Source organism: Streptomyces mabaensis (assembly GCF_053763515.1).
Map to the genome: position 1 here is coordinate 79,521 of NZ_JBSOPZ010000018.1, position 17,056 is coordinate 96,576.

At 70.2% G+C, this 17,056-nt stretch carries 11 protein-coding genes, 1 tRNA gene and 1 pseudogene; 12 read left to right on the top strand and 1 reads right to left on the bottom strand.

Going from position 1 to position 17,056, the window contains the following annotated elements; all coding sequences use genetic code 11:
* Nucleotides 1-112 precede the first annotated feature (112 nt).
* From ACWV17_RS17970 to ACWV17_RS18020, 11 genes and pseudogenes are all read left to right on the top strand, one after another.
* The gene (locus ACWV17_RS17970; RefSeq protein WP_455353465.1) at nt 113-673 is read left to right on the top strand and encodes a YqgE/AlgH family protein; all 561 of its coding nucleotides are present in this window, start codon (nt 113-115) and stop codon (nt 671-673) included.
* Nucleotides 674-703: 30 nt separating this feature from the next.
* Nucleotides 704-997, top strand: coding sequence for a DUF3039 domain-containing protein (locus ACWV17_RS17975; RefSeq protein ID WP_455353466.1), 294 nt, complete (start codon nt 704-706; stop codon nt 995-997).
* Between the two features lie 214 nt (nt 998-1,211).
* Nucleotides 1,212-1,790 (top strand): annotated as a pseudogene (locus ACWV17_RS17980) (family 20 glycosylhydrolase); the annotation flags it as partial.
* A 313-nt stretch (nt 1,791-2,103) separates the two neighbouring features.
* Nucleotides 2,104-3,003, top strand: coding sequence for an FAD binding domain-containing protein (locus ACWV17_RS17985; RefSeq protein ID WP_455353468.1), 900 nt, complete (start codon nt 2,104-2,106; stop codon nt 3,001-3,003).
* The gene (locus ACWV17_RS17990) at nt 3,000-5,561 is read left to right on the top strand and encodes a 2Fe-2S iron-sulfur cluster-binding protein (RefSeq protein WP_455360538.1); all 2,562 of its coding nucleotides are present in this window, start codon (nt 3,000-3,002) and stop codon (nt 5,559-5,561) included. Before ACWV17_RS17985 ends, ACWV17_RS17990 begins: the two co-directional genes overlap by 4 nt.
* Entirely contained in the window at nt 5,558-7,954 is a 2,397-nt protein-coding gene (locus tag ACWV17_RS17995; protein WP_455360539.1) for a xanthine dehydrogenase family protein molybdopterin-binding subunit, read from the top strand. The genes ACWV17_RS17990 and ACWV17_RS17995 overlap by 4 nt, the downstream gene beginning before the upstream one ends.
* Before the next feature lie 98 nt (nt 7,955-8,052).
* Nucleotides 8,053-8,553 carry a hypothetical protein gene (locus ACWV17_RS18000; RefSeq protein WP_455360540.1) on the top strand — a complete coding sequence of 167 codons (501 nt, stop codon included), beginning with the start codon at nt 8,053-8,055 and terminating at the stop codon, nt 8,551-8,553.
* A 1,570-nt stretch (nt 8,554-10,123) separates the two neighbouring features.
* Complete coding sequence (gene mycP / locus ACWV17_RS18005; protein ID WP_455360586.1) at nt 10,124-11,356, top strand: type VII secretion-associated serine protease mycosin; 1,233 nt, start codon at nt 10,124-10,126, stop codon at nt 11,354-11,356.
* Nucleotides 11,357-11,762: 406 nt separating this feature from the next.
* Nucleotides 11,763-12,188 (top strand): hypothetical protein, encoded by a 426-nt coding sequence (locus ACWV17_RS18010; RefSeq protein WP_455360541.1) that lies wholly within the window; start codon nt 11,763-11,765, stop codon nt 12,186-12,188.
* A gap of 14 nt (nt 12,189-12,202) precedes the next feature.
* Nucleotides 12,203-14,476, top strand: a complete 2,274-nt coding sequence (locus tag ACWV17_RS18015) for a DUF6571 family protein (RefSeq protein WP_455360542.1) — start codon at nt 12,203-12,205, stop codon at nt 14,474-14,476.
* Nucleotides 14,466-15,116 carry a hypothetical protein gene (locus tag ACWV17_RS18020; protein ID WP_455360543.1) on the top strand — a complete coding sequence of 217 codons (651 nt, stop codon included), beginning with the start codon at nt 14,466-14,468 and terminating at the stop codon, nt 15,114-15,116. Before ACWV17_RS18015 ends, ACWV17_RS18020 begins: the two co-directional genes overlap by 11 nt.
* Before the next feature lie 159 nt (nt 15,117-15,275).
* Here the strand turns inward: ACWV17_RS18020 and ACWV17_RS18025 are convergent.
* Nucleotides 15,276-15,350 (bottom strand) — tRNA-Cys (locus tag ACWV17_RS18025).
* Nucleotides 15,351-15,540: 190 nt separating this feature from the next.
* Here ACWV17_RS18025 and ACWV17_RS18030 point away from each other — a divergent pair.
* The gene (locus ACWV17_RS18030; RefSeq protein WP_455360544.1) at nt 15,541-17,013 is read left to right on the top strand and encodes an MFS transporter; all 1,473 of its coding nucleotides are present in this window, start codon (nt 15,541-15,543) and stop codon (nt 17,011-17,013) included.
* Nucleotides 17,014-17,056 lie beyond the last annotated feature (43 nt).

Consider the following 17,056-nt stretch of genomic DNA (forward strand, 5'->3'; position numbering starts at 1 on the left):
AGGGTTGCCGTGCGGTGGACGCGCTCCCGCTGCTGCCGTGCGCCTGAGCTGCACAGCCTCACAGACCGCCGTTGACTCCCCCCAGAGGGCAAAGATGCGGGATCATGTCGGCATGACCGAGGTGTCCTCGCTCACAGGGCGGCTGCTCGTCGCCACTCCCGCCCTCGCGGATCCGAACTTCGACCGCGCGGTGGTGCTTCTCCTCGACCACGACGAGGAGGGCTCGCTCGGCGTGGTCCTCAACCGGCCGACCCCGGTCGGTGTCGGCGACATCCTGGAACCCTGGGCCGCCCTCGCGGGCGAGCCGGGGGTCGTCTTCCAGGGCGGGCCCGTCTCCCTCGACTCGGCGCTCGGCGTGGCCGTCATCCCCGGCGAGGAGGGCCCGCTCGGCTGGCGCCGGGTGTACGGCGCGATCGGGCTGGTCGACCTGGAGGCGCCGCCGGAGCTGCTGGCCAGCGCCCTGGGGTCCTTGCGGATCTTCGCCGGGTACGCCGGCTGGGGGCCCGGCCAGTTGGAGGACGAACTGATCGAGGGCGCCTGGTACGTCGTGGAGTCCGAACCGGGGGATGTCTCCGCCCCCGACCCCGAGCGGCTCTGGCGGGCCGTACTGCGGCGGCAGCGGAGCGAGCTCGCGATGGTGGCCACGTACCCGGACGACCCGTCCTTGAACTGATGCCGGCGCGTTTCAGTACCCTTGGCAGCTATGAGCACTCTTGAGCCCGAGCGCGGGGCAGGTACGGGGACCCTCGTAGAGCCGACACCGCAGGTGTCGCGCGGCGACGGAGACCACGAGCGCTTCGCCCATTACGTCCAGAAGGACAAGATCATGGCAAGCGCGCTCGACGGCACGCCCGTCGTCGCGCTCTGCGGCAAGGTCTGGGTCCCGGGCCGTGACCCGAAGAAGTACCCGGTCTGCCCGATGTGCAAGGAGATCTACGAGTCGATGGGCGCCGGCGGATCCGGCGGCGACCAGGGCAAGGGCGGCAAGGACAAGTAAGCCCCCTCCCGGCGGGAGCTCGCCAGGGCTCGACCGGGGTCCGGTCGGCTTTCGGCCGGGGCTCCCCAGAGGTGCGGCAAGGCCCTCGCGGTGCGCTGATGCGTGCGGGCGGGGGCCTTTCGCGTGCGCGCCCCGGCCGCCATAATCACCCGCGTGTTGTGCTGTGCGAAACCTTCATTGCGTATGTTGCAACATCGATGCGTACATCACGACGGTCTCCTCCTGGCGCGGGTACGCGGGCGGGATCGCGGCCGCCGAGGCCGGCCACGACGTCGTCATGTGCCCAGAGCAGTACGTGTACTTGGACCACCGGCAGGCGGCCGGCGAGGACGAGCCGATGCCCATCGGGAAGGTGCGCACGCTGGAGGACGTCTACCGCTTCGAGCCGGTACCTGACGGGCTGCCGGCCGAGGCGGCCGCTCACATTCTCGGTACGCAGGCCAATGTCTGGACCGAGGTGATGGAGAACCGGAGCCGCGTCGACTACCAGACGTTCCCGCGGCTGGCCGCCTTCGCCGAGGTCGCATGGTCGGTGCTGCCGGCGCCCGCGGAGCGGGACTTCGCGGGGTTCGAGGCGCGAATGGCCGTGCACTACGCCCGGCTTGACGCGCTCGGCGTGGACTACCGGCCGCCCGGCGGCCCGTTGCCGTGGCAGCGGCGGCCGGCGCTTGGGGGAGCCGCTGGTGCCGGGCGCGGCGGTGCCGGTCCCGGAAGCGGCGCCGGCACCGGAAGCGGCGGTGCCGGTTCGCCGGTTCTCGGACGCCCGATCGAGGGGGCGCCCCCGATCGTGTGAGCCCGACCGGAACCCCGGTACCCGGGGGCCGCGTCCCTGGGACCGTGGAGGCCGTACCCAATAAGTAGTACAAGGGACCCCGAAGGTGGCATTTCGCACTCTGCGGCGAAGGTGTGAGAAACCGGACTATCGCCCAGGTCGGGCGCGGATGCACCCTTCGCGGACCCTCTCTCCGGTCGCCCCGGAAGATGTGCCAGAGTTGCCACGTCCGGGCTGCGAGCACGTACCGTACGGCGGAACAGGCTGAAGTGGCGGAACACGCGGAACAGGCGGGACGGCCGGGACACCGGGACACCGGGAAGGGGCAGCTGGGTTGACCACGCACGCACCGCAGGCGGCGCAGTCCGTGACGCTGCCTGCCTCGCTCGACGAGGCTGTGGCGGCACTCGCCGCCATGCCCGCCGCCGTGCCTGTCGCCGGTGGCACCGACCTGATGGCCGCGGTCAACTCCGGACTGCTGCGCCCCGCGGCGCTGGTCGGCCTCGGCCGGATCAGCGAGATCCGCGGCTGGCAGTACCAGGACGGCCACGCCCTGCTGGGCGCGGGCCTCACCCACGCACGGATGGGACGCCCGGACTTCGCGGCGCTCATCCCGGCGCTGGCCGCCGCCGCGCGGGCCGCGGGGCCGCCCCAGATCCGTAACGCCGGAACGCTCGGCGGCAACATCGTCACCGGCGCCCACACCGGTGACGCGCTGCCGGTCCTGGCCGCGCTGGAAGCGACGTTGGTGATCGCGGGACCCGGCGGGGCCCGCCGCGAGATCCCCGTCTCCCATCTGCTGGCCGGCCGGGAGATGCTCAGCCCCGGCGAGCTGATCGGTTTCGTCCGCGTGCCGCTGCTGCACGCGCCCCAGGTCTTCCTCAAGGCGACCGGCCGGACCGGCCCCGGCCGCGCCACCGCCTCGGTCGCGCTCGTGCTCGACCCGGCCCGGCGGGGCGTGCGTTGCGGGGTGGGCGCGGTGGCGCCGATGCCGCTGCGGCCGCTGGAGGCCGAACGCTGGGTCGCCTCGCTCATCGACTGGGACGGCGAGCGGGCGCTGGCGCCCGAGGCGCTGGCCGCGTTCGGTGAGTACGTCGCGGCCGCCTGCATCCCGGACCCGGCGCCGCCGGCGGACGGCTCGGAAGTGGCCCCCCTGTCGCCGGCCGTGCTGCATCTGCGGCGTACGGTGGCCACGCTGGCCCGACGAGCACTGGGGAGGGCGCTGACGTCATGAGCGACAACGAGACCCCGCAGCAACCGCAGCAGCAGGGCAGCTGGCAGCCGGTCCCGCAGGGCGGCGAGTACGACGCCGAGGCGACCGCCTTCGTCAGGCTGCCCGAGGACATGACGGGCCTCGGCGAGCCGCTGGCCGCCCCGGGACACGGCTACGTGCCGCCGGCGATCATCACCCCGCTCACGCCGGCCGCGGGTCTCGACCCGTCGGCCACCGGTACCTGGGCGACGCCGGAGACCGTGCGGTGGCCGGAGCCGGAGGCGGCGCACGACGCCCGGGCCACCGGGCAGTGGAACTTCACGGAGGCGCACGGGGACGCGGGACCGGGCGGGGCGGGCCCCGCGACCCCGACCGGGTCCGACCTCACCGGGCAGTGGACCATCCCGGTCGCGGAGGGCGATCTCCCGGAGGAGTCGGGCGAGTTCACGACCTCGGCACTGGCCCAGTGGGGCGCGTCGGCGCCCGCCACGCTGCCCGGCGGCGCGACCGCGCCGTGGGCGACGGGCGCGGCGGAGCCGTCGCCCTGGTCCCGCCCCGACCCCAACTGGCCCGAGGCCCCGCAGCCCGCCCCGGCCCCGACGGACCACTGGCCGCGCCCGGAGGAACGGGCCGGCAACGAGCAGGGCGGTCCGGAGCGAAGCGACTGGGAGCACGGCAGCGAGCGCGACGGCTACGCGCGGGGAGCCCTGGATCCGACCGGCAGCAGCGCCGAACAGGACGGCGGGGAGCAGGGCGGCTGGGAGCTGAACGGCCGCGAACTGAGCGGCGGCCCCCGGCCCGGCCACGGCGAGCTCGGCAGCGGTGGAGAGCGCGGCCGTCGGCCCGGTGACCGCGAGCAAGACCAGGACAGCCCGGAACATTCCAGCCCGGGGCAGGCCGCCCAGGGCCAGAGCGGTCAGGGCAAGGGCAGCCCGGTCCAGCCCGGGTTGGAGCCTGCCGCCCACCAGCAAGGCGCCCCCGGGCTCCCCACGTACGAGCACACGGGCCCGCAGCACCCGGGCGCGGAGCACGCGGGCCCCGGGCAGGCCGGGCACGAGCAGCCCGCCCCGAACCGTGCCCACCCTGGCCAGGCCGGCCACGAGCAGTCCGACCCAGGCCAGGTCGGCCTGGGGCACGTTGGCTACGAGCAGTCCGCCCCGGACCGGGCCCGTCAGGGCCAGGCCGGCCACGAGCAAGTCGACCCGGACCAGGTCGGTCTGGGGCATGCCGTCCGCGAGCAGGCCGACCCAAACCGGATCGGCCTGGGCCAAGGCGGTCACGAACGCGTAGACGCGGGCCAGATCCGTCAGGGCCAGGCCCGCCCCGAGCAAGCCGACCCGGGCCAGGTCGGCCTGGCTCATGCCGGCCGGGAGCAAGTGGACGCGAACCAGGTCCGCCTGGGCCGAAGCGGCAGCCAGTCAGGCGGCCCGGACCAGCTCGGTCTGGGTCGGGGAGGCCACGGGCCAGTCGGCGGCGAGGAAGTCGGCCCTGGCCAGATCCGCCCGGGCCGAGCCGGGCGCGAGCAGGCCGACCCCGACGAGGGCGGCGTGGGCGAAGCGGGCCGCGAGCAGGGCGACCCACATCAGGTCCGTCCGGGGCAAGCCGGCGGCGGGCCGGTCGGCCCGGACGAGGGCGTTCGCAGGAAATCCGGTGCGGGGCAAGTCGACCCGGACCAGGTCCTTTCGGACCACGCCGCACGAGACCGGGCCGGCTCACACCAGCACGGCCCCGGCGTCGACCGCTCGGTCTCGGACGGCCCTGGCGTAGACCGTCCGGATGAGGCCGGCCCCGGCGTAGACCGTCCGGATGAGGCCGGCCCCGGCGTAGACCGCCCGGACCCGGCCGGGCCCCGCGCGGGCCGCCCGGATGAGACCGACGGCGACGGCGACGGCGGCCCGGACCTCCGGGACGCCGACCGGGAGCCGCAGCACAGCGAGCATCCGCATGCCTCCTACGTCCTGCGCGTCAACGGCGCCGACCGGCCCGTCAGCGATGCCTGGATCGGCGAGTCCCTCCTCTACGTCCTGCGCGAGCGCCTCGGTCTCGCCGGTGCCAAGGACGGCTGCTCGCAAGGCGAGTGCGGCGCCTGCGCCGTCCAGGTCGACGGCCGGCTCGTCGCCTCCTGCCTCGTGCCCGCGGCCACCGCCGCCGGGTCCGAGGTCCGTACGGTCGAAGGACTCGCCACCGACGGCGAGCCGTCCGACGTCCAGCGGGCGCTGGCCAACTGCGGCGCGGTGCAGTGCGGGTTCTGCGTACCGGGCATGGCCATGACCGTCCACGACCTGCTCGAAGGCAACCACGCGCCCACCGAGCTCGAAACCCGCCAGGCGCTCTGCGGCAACCTCTGCCGCTGCTCGGGCTACCGAGGCGTACTCGACGCGGTACGGGAAGTGATCGCCGAGCGCGCCGCGAACTCCGCCCACGCGGAGGCCGAGGCAGAGGCCGCGCCCGGCACCCCGGCGGGCACCGGCCCGGGCACCGGCACCGACGAGGCCCGTATCCCGCACCAGGCGCCCCCCGGGGCCGGCGGCGTACAGCCCCCGCACACCCACCCCACGTACGACGGAGGCATGGCGTGAGCAACGACGCTGCCACCGCGACCCCGAAGGTCGAAGGCAACCGGCAAGACCGGCCGGGCCGCGACCGCGATCGGGCCGGCCGGGACCACGACCGGGACCACGACGGCCCTCCCGGCGGGGCCCAGGACCACCCGGACGCGGCCCCGCACGGCCTCGGCGCCTCCCTGCCCCCCGCCGACACCCGCGCCAAGACCGAGGGCACCTTCCCCTACGCCGCCGACCTGTGGGCCGAGGGTCTGCTGTGGGCCGCGGTCCTGCGTTCCCCGCACGCCCATGCCCGTATCGTCTCGATCGACACGACGGGCGCCGCCGAAATGCCCGGCGTACGGGCGGTCGTCACCCACGCCGACGTACCCGGCAACGCCGCACACGGCCGGCGCATCGCCGACCGGCCCGTCTTCGCCGCCGAACTCGTCCGGCACCACGGCGAGCCGATCGCCGCCGTCGCCGCCGACCACCCCGACACGGCCCGGCTCGCCGCCGCCGCGATCACCGTCGAGTACGAGATCCTCGAACCGGTCACCGACCCGGAGAAGGCCTTCGCCGCCGAACCCCTGCACCCCGACGGCAACCTGATCCGTCACATCCCGCTGCGCTTCGGCGACCCCGACATCGCCGGCGAGGTCGTCGTCGAGGGCCTGTACCGGATCGGCCGCCAGGACCCCGCCCCCATCGGCGCCGAGGCCGGCCTCGCCGTACCGCGCCCGGACGGCGGCGTCGAGATCTACACCGCCTCCACCGACCCGCACACCGACCGCGACCTCGCCGCCGCCTGCTTCGGCCTCGAACCGGACCGGGTGAAGATCGTCGTCACCGGCGTCCCCGGCGCGACGGGCGACCGCGAGGACCCCGGTTTCCAGCTCCCCCTCGGCCTCCTCGCCCTCAAGACCGGCTGTCCGGTGAAGCTGGCCGCGACCCGCGAGGAGTCCTTCCTCGGCCACGCCCACCGCCACCCCACCCTGCTGCGCTACCGCCACCACGCGGACGCGGAAGGCCGCCTGGTGAAGGTGGAGGCGCAGATCCTCCTCGACTCCGGCGCCTACGCGGACGCCTCCGCCGAATCCCTGGCCGCCGCGGTCGCGTTCGCCTGTGGCCCGTACGTCGTCCCGCACGCCTTCATCGAGGGCTGGGCGGTCCGTACGAACAACCCGCCGTCCGGGCATGTCCGCGGCGAGGGCGCGATGCAGGTGTGCGCGGCGTACGAGGGCCAGATGGACAAACTGGCCGCCAAGCTGGGCATCGAGCCCGCCGAACTGCGCCTGCGCAACGTACTCGCCACCGGCGACCTGCTCCCCACCGGCCAGACGGTCACCTGCCCGGCGCCGGTCGCCGAACTGCTCCGCTCGGTACGGGACTTCCCGCTGCCCACCCTCCCCAAGGACTCCCCGGAGGAGGGCTGGCTGCTGCCGGGCGGTCCGGAGGGCGCGGGCGAGCCGGGCGCGATCCGCCGCGGCGTCGGCTACGCGCTGGGCATGGTCCACATGCTCGGAGCCGAAGGCGCGGACGAGGTCTCGACGGCGACGGTCAAAGTCCAGAACGGCGTGGCGACCGTCATCTGTGCAGCCGTCGAAACGGGCCAGGGCTTCTCCACCCTCGCCCGCCAGATCGTCCAGGAGACCCTGGGCATCGAAGAGGTACACGTCGCGTCCGTCGACACGGACCAGCCGCCGGCCGGCCCGGCGACGCACGGCCGGCACACCTGGGTCTCGGGCGGAGCCGTCGAACGCGCCGCGAAGATGGTCCGTACCCAGCTTCTGCAGCCCCTGGCCCACAAGTTCGGCATGTCCACCGAACTCCTCCAGATTGCTGACGGGAAGATCACCTCGTACGACGGTGTCCTCTCCACGACGGTCACAGAAGCGATGAACGGCAAGGAACTCTGGGCCACGGCCCAGTGCCGCCCGCACCCGACCGAGCCCCTGGACGAGGCGGGCCAGGGCGACGCCTTCGTGGGCCTCGCCTTCTGCGCGATCCGCGCGGTGGTCGACGTGGACATCGAGCTGGGGTCGGTGCGGGTGGTCGAAATGGCGGTGGCCCAGGACGTCGGCCGCGTACTCAACCCGCGCCAGCTCGCGGCCCGTATCGAGGCGGGCGTCACCCAGGGCGTGGGTACGGCGCTGACGGAGAACCTCCGCACGATGCGGGGCATCGTCCGCCACCCGGACCTGACGGGCTACGCACTCCCGACCTCCCTGGACGCCCCGGACATCCGCATCGTGAACCTCGTCGAGGAACGCGACGTGGTGGCCCCGTTCGGCGCCAAGGCGGCGAGCGCGGTCCCGGTGGTCACCTCCCCGGCGGCGGTCGCCTCGGCAGTCCGCGCAGCCACGGGCCGCCCGGTGAACCGCCTCCCGATAAGACCGCAGGCGGCGGTCTCGGTACCCAACTCCTGACCGTGTGACCCCCATTGCACCTGCAACCCAGATGTGCGAAGTCTCACCGCCGATGGCTAGAGTGATCCCCGAAGCTTTGCGCAAACGGGGAGGATGCTGTGGCGGAGGACGACGGAACGGGCAGGCCGGTGTACGGAACGGCGACGCCGTCCGCGCCGAGCTCGATGGACAGTCTGTGGGCGGTCAACCCCCAGCAGGCGATGTTGGTCGAGGCTGACACCCTGAAGACCTTTCAGAAGAGGGTCGATGGCGTACTCGCCAAGCTGATCGGCTCCGAGGCCTCCCCGGGGAAGCTGGCCGACGAGCAGATGATGCGCACCCAGCTGGGCGGCGGGGAAAGAGTGTTCGCCGAGGCTGACGCCCTGTTCGACGCATACGGAAACGTTGTGGAGCAGCTCAAGAAGCTGTCCAAGATGCTGTCGGACTCGATCGAGGGCCTGAGTATCGCGGTGCACGCGTCCCAGGCCGGTTACGAGAACATCGACGAGGACATCCGCAGGCGAATGCTCTCCCTCAACGAGAACACGAGGGATTGGGCAGAGGAGCACGCCAAGGACCAGGACAAGACGGGCGAGACTTCCGACCGCGCTCAGCTGTGAGGGTGACGGGCCGGGAACACGGGGATAGGCAGGGCATCAGTGGCTGACAAATCGAGTGGCGGCGGCAAGGTCACAACCCCCTTCGAGGGTATGTCCCATCATCAGTTGTGGGAGTTGCTGGCTCCCGCGAGCAGTGAGACGGTCATGGGCATTGCCGAGCGCCTGGCTGCGGCTGGTGGCACCATCCATGAGATCGCGGAAGACCTCAGAACCCATATGAAGGGTGTCGGTTGGCAGGGCGAGGCGGGCGACGCGTTCCGCAACTGGGGTGCGGACACAGCCAACGCCACCAATCGGCTGGGGTACTACAGCCAGTTCTCGTCGACCTGGCTGGCCATTGCCTCCGCGACGATCGCCGACGTCAAGAGCGCCATGCCGCAGGACGCGACGACCGCCAAGGGGAATCTCGATGCTGCGAGGGAGTACCGCAACGACCCTGATTCGGCCGGTGTGGCCCGCGATGCGCAGGCCACCCTGGGGCAGGACGACGCGGCGCAGAGAGCCGCCCACCAGGACGCGATCCAGCAGATGAAGAAGCTGGCGGAGACCTACTCATGGTCGGCGAGTGGGATGTCCAACCTGGAGGTCCCGACGTTTCCGCCGCCGCCCGGGCGGTTCATGCCTTCGGACGACATCAGATACGGCGGTGAGGATCTGGCATATCCGGGGGGCGCGTACGCGAGTGGCAGCAGTGGGGGGGTGGCCGCGGCGAGTGGCGGTCAGCCTCCTTCTCCGCAATTCGGATCGGTAGTGCCAGGGGTGAGAGACCTGGGGCCCGCTCCCGCCACGACTCGACCGGAACATGCCGTGGGCATGGAGATCGACAGCATTGCCACTCTGCCTCCTGTTTCGACAGCACCCTCATCCCCGCCTGTTGGGCTGCCGGGAGGCGCGACTCGGCCCGAGGGGGGATTGCTTCCGCCAGGGATGATTCCTCCTGCAGTCGGCGGCGGCACGACCATGCCTGCAGGCCCCGCCGGGGCAGGTCGGTCGTCCGTCGGCTCGCGTCTCCCCGCGCTGCCTGGCCAAGGTGGGCTGGGCACCGGTCCAGTCGGTCGCCTCCCACGGGACGGCGGGATCGTTGGCGGTCGCCCCGTACCGCCCAACTCCGGTAGGCCCACGGGTGCCATTCCGCGCGGCACGGTGATCGGCGCGGAGGGTACGCATGGTCGGCTGCCGATGGCCCACGGCGCGGGTGGTGCAAGTATGGGCGGGCTGGGCGGCGGTCAGAGTGGTGTTGCGGGTGGCCGTCGGCTCGCATCGGAAGCGGGCGGGGTCGTGGGCGGTCGGCCCCAACAGCCCGGCAGTACGGGTGCACGTCCCTTCACGCCCGGGGGTAGTGGCCTTGTGCGTGGTGTCGCCTCGGCCGACTCTCCGCATGCTGGGCCGGTGGGGCGGGCCGGCGCGGTTTCGCAGACTGCGCACGGTGCTGCACCGAGACGCGACGAAGCGGGCGATCGCCCAGATTATCTCTCTGAAGACGAAGAGACCTGGCAGCAGGGCCGTCGACGCGTCGTCCCCCCAGTCATCGACTGATCATCTGAAGAGTTTCGGCATATTAGGGAAGCGCATGCACACCAGCAGACTCCGAATCAACCGACATCGGCCTGTGGTTTCGGCCGGGCTAGGTCTGCTGCTGGCAGGCGTTGTCGTTACACCAGCGCACGCTGAGAGTGTCCGCTCCCAACAGTGGCACCTGGACGCGATGCATGCGGAAGAGATGTGGAAGGTCAGCACCGGCAAGGGTGTGACTGTTGCTGTGATCGACAGCGGAGTTGACGCCACCCACCCTGATCTTCAGGGCCAAGTTCTCAACGGTAAGGATCTGGCCCCGAAGGAGGACGGCGACGAACATACGGACTACGACGGTCATGGCACCGGCATGGCAGGACTGATTGCCGGTACGGGACGGAGGGGTGGAGGCAATGGCGCGTTCGGCCTCGCTCCCGGAGTCAAGATTCTTCCCATTCGGACGCCGGATATAGGGCTAGACGCAAATCAGATCCAGGCCGGTGCAGAGTTCAATCAGGCCGTGAGTGATGGCATCCGGTACGCCGCAGATTCCGGTGCGAAAGTCATCAACGTCTCGATGGGGGTGCTGGACGGATCGGAGGAGTTGGCCGAGGCGGTGAAGTACGCCCTCGGCAAAGGATCCCTGATCTTCGCGGCGGTGGGTAACAACGGCGAGCAGGACAATGAGGCTGGCTACCCTGCCGGCACCCCCGGAGTGGTCGGCGTGGGGGCCGTCGGAAAGGACCTGAAGAAGACCAACGAGTCTAGTTTTGGTCCACTGGTCGACTTTTCCGCACCAGGCGAAGACATAGTCACCGCCTGCGGAGGCAAGACGGGCCTATGCAAGACCCACGGAACCAGCGACGCAACAGCCCTCACGTCTGCGTCCGCAGCGCTGATCTGGTCCAAGTACCCCAAGCTCACCAACAATCAAGTACTGCGCGTCATGCTCAACACAGTGGGCGGTCCGCAGAGCGGGAACAAGCGCACTGATGAGCTGGGTTACGGCGCCCCTCGCCCGCGCATCGCCCTCAAGAACCCAGGTGACGTGGGCCCCGCCGACGAGTACCCCCTGCCCGACCTCGCCGCTACCGCGCCCAGCTCGCCCTCTACGGAAGCGTCGGAGAGTGAGGGTAGCCCGGCCAAGGACGGGAAGCCCGGGGCTGCAGTCCCTGTGGCCAGTGAGGATGACACCAGTACCGGACTCTGGATCGGCCTGGGCGTCGGCGCTGCCGCGCTTGTCGGCACTGCGGTCGCCGTTCCGTTGGTCCGCTCCCGACGATCCGTGTGATTCAACGTCGATCGGACCACAGGAGTCACGAGTACACGGGATAATCGCCGCATCCTGTGCGTCGTCCTCGCAGTCGCCGCCGAGCCGTCGTCTCTCGGCGGCGCCGGGACTGCTGCTGACGGGTCCCACCACCACGCCGGTGGGCACCGCTTGTGGAAGTCCAGCACTGGCACAGGCGTTACGGTCCGCATCGGCGCGCACGGCGAAGCCCCATGGCCGGCCGGGTGTGGAGGAAGAGCAACGCTTCGGTTCGGGAAGTGTGAGCGGGTGATTCCGTTCTCTGCCCTGGAGTCCAGTACGATCGCGGACCCGACGCGACACAAGCGCGGAGTTCATCCGGTCCGCGCTGCGCGTCACGGTCGGCGTCGAGCCGGCGGCGGGCCGGAAACTCAGCAGCGGGGGAGCAGTGTCGTTCGACGAAGAGTGGTCGTCAGCCCGAACCAGTGCGACGGCGAATACCAGCATGCGGCTCAACCGCGCGGACGACGGGCCCAGCGGCAGTGCTGGCAATGCCGACCTCAGTGTGAACCAGGACGACCTGGGGGCGATCGGCAGTGAGGCATACCAGCTCTACCAGCGGCTGACACGCGATGGCGATCACGCCCGTCCCGCGACTTTCGATGCGTCGATCGCGTTGACGAACATGAGTTTCCAGAGTGGCTCTGCGCTGCTGAAGGTGCACGACAGGTGGAATACGCAGCTGCGCACACTGCTCGACGCGTGCGCCAATATCTCGAACCACCTCGACTACTCGAAGGCCTCACACGCCAAGGAAGAGAACGACATCGTCGCTGCCATGTCCGCTTCCAAGATCGATGAGCACTTCAAGTAGGACGGGAGACATCGATGCTGACGTTCGATGACGTGTACAACGCTCCGGTCGACAAGCTGAAGACAGCGGCCGACGACTGGTCCGAGATGGTCACCAAGCTGGAGACGCTTGCCGACGACGCCCGTACCGGGATGCAGGCGAAGGCAAGCAAGGCCGACTGGCGAGGTGTAAATGCCGACGTCACCAAGCCGTTCATCCAGAAGACGGCGAAGGAGTTCGACGACGCCGCCAAGGAAGCCAAGGGCATTCAAGTGATCCTGGTGGACGGGCACACGGAGTTCAAGAAGGCGAAGGACGATCTGAAGAAGCTGGTTGACGAAGAGGCTCCTGCCCAGGGACTCAAGATCGACGGCCATGGCAAGGTCTCGGCGGGCTATCCGCTGGAGAACGATGTCACTGCCAAACGCGACCCGGATTACCCGCAGGCGCTGGAGAAGCAGAAGAACGACATCGCCGCCATGCAGCGCAGGGTGGACCGTATCGTCGAGGACTGCGGCGACGCGGACGATTCCCTGGCCCGCGCGCTCAGGGCCAATGTCACAGATGACCACAACTTCAGTGGTCCCAAGTACAACAGCCTGGACGACGAGCAGGTCGACCGGGCAGCCGGGCTGGTGAAGAAGGTCACCGGCGAGGGCGGTACCGCGCGCAACGTGGAGGCCCTGAAGGAGCTCGAAGAGCTCATGGACGACAACAGGAACGACCCCGAGTTCGCCACCGCCTTCTACCGGAAGCTCGGTGCGGAGGGAGCGCTCGAGGCGTACACGAAAATGTCGCTGGACTCGACCGGCCTCGGCCCGGCCGGGCAGGACCGCGCCGCCATGGTGCACAACATCCAGAACGACATGGGCTCCATGCTGGGTATCGCCACCAGCAAGGACACCAAGGGGCATCTGGACGCCGGCTGGACCAACGAACTACTGAAGGCCGGCCGCAAGCAGATCGACGTTTCCGGCTTTGCAGGGCTCAGCACGAGGGTGTACGGCTACCAGGCGCTCGGGTCGCTCCTCCGGGAGGGGAAGTACGACACGGACTTCCTCACCGCGGTCGGCCGGGACATGGTCGCCATGGAGCGCAAGAATCCGCAGATCTGGGAGGAAGGCCTCCCGTACAACCAGACGATGGCCTTCAACCAGGACAAGGAAGGCGGCAAGGGTTTCTATCCGCTCACCGGCCTGATGGAGGCGATGAGCAACAACCCTGAAGCGTCGACGGCATTCTTCAACGAGCCGGTCCGCGAGGACAGCAACGGCGACGGCATTGTCACGAAGGACGACAAGGCGGTCGGCGGGCAGCACGGCAAGGCTCAGGGCATGGTCGACTACATGCTCGACAAGAAGCCGACCGCGGACTGGCATGACACCACGAAGACCGGTGAACCCCATCCGGCTCAGACGGCGGTGGGACACGCGCTGGAGGCAGCGGTGTCCGGCCAGACTCGTCCGTACGAGAACGGCTACGCGCACCCGCAGCCACATACCGATGCCATGGCCAATGTGATGGAGCGCGTCGTCGCCAAGGTGGGCGACAAGCCCGAGCTGATGGATTCCGGGCTCAGCGGAAGCATGGGCCGGATGAGTGCCGAGTACATCGGTGACATCAATGCGGCATACGGTAATGACACCGACGCGTTCGAGAACGACAGGAAGCAGAAGCATGCGACGTTCGAGCATGGTTCGTTGACGCCCTTCATGGACGCCCTCGGGCGCCATGACGACAGTTACGCCACGGTGTCCGCGGCTCAGCACGAACACACTCAGGGGTCCATGCAGTATGCCGTCGAGCACGTCCAGACAAAGGACGGCGACATGAAAGACGTCATTCGTCACATCGGTCAGACCGATGGCACCATCAACGGTGTGCTCGCGGGTGGGCGGATCGATGGTGCGCTCAAGGAGCAGTTCGACGCGAACGACGAATACAACAAAGACCTCGAATTCGGCGGCAGCGCAGCGAGCTTCACCGTCGGCGCCATTTTTGAGGCTGCGGCGACTCGAGTTCCCATTGCCGGTGAGTTGGCAGGCTGGGCCATGGACGAGACCCTCAACGCAGAAATCGAGGAAGCGAAGAAGGATCCGTACGAAGGTTCGGCCGCTGAGGTCCGTGAACGCTATCTGCAAGGACTGAGCTCGTCTACGACCCACATCGAGGAGCAGGTCAAGCATCTGACTCTGCCCCCAGGCGTCGATCGGGACATCATTCATGATGTAGCGCTCGACGCCAGCAAGAATGGCTACTCGAACGGACTCATCGACCAGAGGAACGCAGGAACAAATCATGACCGTTGACAGTGAGACGAGCCCCGCTTCGCGCCGCAAGCGCATCATCGGTGCTTGCGTCGCCGCCGCGGTGCTCCTGGGGGCTGGGGCGGCCGCTTGGGCCGTCATTGGAGGGGACGAGGAACCGGGCCCGACCGCTTTCGCAGTTGATCCCTGCTGGGGGCTTCTGGAGAAGGCTGACCTCATGCCCATTCTTGCGGCGGGCAAGGAGGTCAAGGGCGACAGCACCGACTTGGACAAGTCCGTGAAGGAACGCCGAGCCTCGTTCTGTTCGGTGTATCAACGGTCAGGGGGAAGCCTTCGCGGCACTGTGCAGTGGCGGCCTCAGAATCCTCATAACAACCCGAATTCCGTTTACGCCTGGGAACCGCTCGTCGACGGATCCACCCCTGTGGCCAAGGACTGGGGCGCGGGGGCGGAGAGCTGGGCCTGGGGCACCCGGGTTGCGGTGGAGTGCAGAACAACGCCGCCGCCTGGAGCGACCGAGGACTTCACACGGGAGAAGTACCTGGACATCCGACTGAGCGGTAAGCCGGCTGAGGGAGTCGGCGACGAGGCGTCCGAGAAGGTGTTCGCCGACATGACGCTGGACCTTGCCCGCGGGATCGCCGACAAGGCTGGCTGCACCAACGACGTCAACCTTCCATAATCTGCGGCCGCTCCCTGCTGATCGTTCGCGTGAGGTTTTCGTGAAGGTCTCAAACCTGGGCCGTCGGCTCGGGGCCGGCATCGGTCCCATGGGCGCCCAGGGAGATTCCGTGCCGTCCTCGCCGCTTTCGGGAGGACGTTTCCCGCGCCGGGCGTTGCTTGGAGGCCGTGACCGGAATCGAACCGGCGTTCCTCGCTTTGCAGGCGAGTCCCTCAACCACTCGGGCACACGGCCGTGTGTCTCGAATACGTCGACCGTAGGGGCGGCCCCCCGCCGGGCTCAAGGGGCTCGCTGCCGCTGCAATATGACTGCCATACGCCGTTCACAGACGGCCCTCCGCCCCCGGTCGTAGGACCAAGGGACCAGCCCGTACCCCGTCTCGCGACAGGGGCCAATCTGATCCATGCCCCTTACCCTGGAGCGCATGACCGCCCTGGAACCGCGCGACGCCGAGGTCGCGCCCGCGTCCGTGCCCGCGTCGACATCCGTGTCGTCGCTGGGCGGCATTCTGGCCGCCTCCCATCGCGCGCTCAGCATCGGCATCGTCTCCGTCGTCCTGCTGATCGCCTTCGAGGCGACCGCCGTCGGTACCGCCATGCCCGTCGCCGCCCGTGAGCTGCACGGTGTCTCGCTGTACGCCTTCGCCTTCTCCGGGTACTTCACCACCAGCCTCTTCGGCATGGTCCTCGCCGGGCAGTGGGCCGACCGGCGGGGCCCCCTCGGCCCGCTGGCCGCCGGCATCAGCGGCTTCGCCGCCGGTCTGCTGCTGTCCGGTACGGCCGGCACCATGTGGCTCTTCGTGCTCGGCCGGGCCGTCCAGGGGCTCGGCGGCGGGCTCGTCATCGTCTCGCTGTACGTCGTGGTCAGCCGGGCCTATCCGGAGCGGCTGCGGCCCTCGATCATGGCGGCGTTCGCCGCGAGCTGGGTGGTCCCGTCCGTGGTCGGACCGCTCGCCTCCGGCACGATCACCGAACACCTCGGCTGGCGCTGGGTGTTCGTCGGCATCCCGGTCCTGGTCGTCCTGCCGCTGGCGCTCGCGCTGCCCGCGATCCGGCGTACGGCCTCCGGCCCCGCCGACCCCTCGGCGCCCGTACCGCCCGTCGACCGGCGGCGGATCCGGCTGGCGCTCAGCGTCTCGCTGGGCGCGGGCCTGCTCCAGTACGCCGCGCAGGACCTGCGATGGCTTGCCCTCGTGCCCGCCGTCGCGGGCGCCGCCCTGCTCGTGCCGGCGGTCGCCGGCCGGGACGGCCTGCTGCCGCGCGGTACGTACCGGGCGGCCCGCGGGCTGCCGTCCGTCGTGCTGCTGCGCGGTATCGCGGCCGGGTCGTTCATCGCGGCCGAGAGTTTCGTCCCGCTGATGCTCGTCACCCAGCGCGGCCTGTCCCCGACCCTGGCCGGTCTGTCCCTGGCGGTCGGCGGTGCGACCTGGGCGTTCGGCTCGTACGTGCAGTCGCGCCCCCGGGTGGAGCCGTACCGCGAGCGGCTGATGTCCGTGGGCATGGTGCTGGTCGCGGCGGCCATCGCGGCGGCGCCGAGCGTGCTGATCCCGTCGGTGCCGGTGTGGGTGGTCGGGGTCGCGTGGGGCGTCGGCTGCTTCGGGATGGGTACGGTCATCGCGTCCAGCAGCGTGCTGCTGCTGAAGCTGTCGGCCCCGGGCGAGGCGGGCGTGAACTCGGCCGCCCTGCAGATCTCGGACGGCCTGTCGAATGTGATGCTGCTGGCCGCCGGCGGTGCGGCGTTCGCTGCGCTCGGCGGCGGGGCGGTGGGCGGCCATGGCGCCGCGGGTGCGGTCGCCGCGGCCGGCTCCCACCCGGTCGCCTTCGCCGCGGTGTTCCTCCCCATGGCGGCCGTTGCCCTGGTGGGGGCCTGGGTGGCGACGCGGCTGCGGGTAGCGTAGCGATCGACTGTGTGGTACCGAAGTGACCCCATCGGTGGTACCG

Coding starts and splice junctions, on each gene's coding strand:
- ACWV17_RS17970 (WP_455353465.1), top strand. CDS start 113: ATGACCGAGGTGTCCTCGCTCACAGGGCGGCTGCTCGTCGCCACTCCC.
- ACWV17_RS17975 (WP_455353466.1), top strand. CDS start 704: ATGAGCACTCTTGAGCCCGAGCGCGGGGCAGGTACGGGGACCCTCGTA.
- ACWV17_RS17990 (WP_455360538.1), top strand. CDS start 3,000: ATGAGCGACAACGAGACCCCGCAGCAACCGCAGCAGCAGGGCAGCTGG.
- mycP (WP_455360586.1), top strand. CDS start 10,124: ATGCACACCAGCAGACTCCGAATCAACCGACATCGGCCTGTGGTTTCG.
- ACWV17_RS18015 (WP_455360542.1), top strand. CDS start 12,203: ATGCTGACGTTCGATGACGTGTACAACGCTCCGGTCGACAAGCTGAAG.
- ACWV17_RS18020 (WP_455360543.1), top strand. CDS start 14,466: ATGACCGTTGACAGTGAGACGAGCCCCGCTTCGCGCCGCAAGCGCATC.
- ACWV17_RS18030 (WP_455360544.1), top strand. CDS start 15,541: ATGACCGCCCTGGAACCGCGCGACGCCGAGGTCGCGCCCGCGTCCGTG.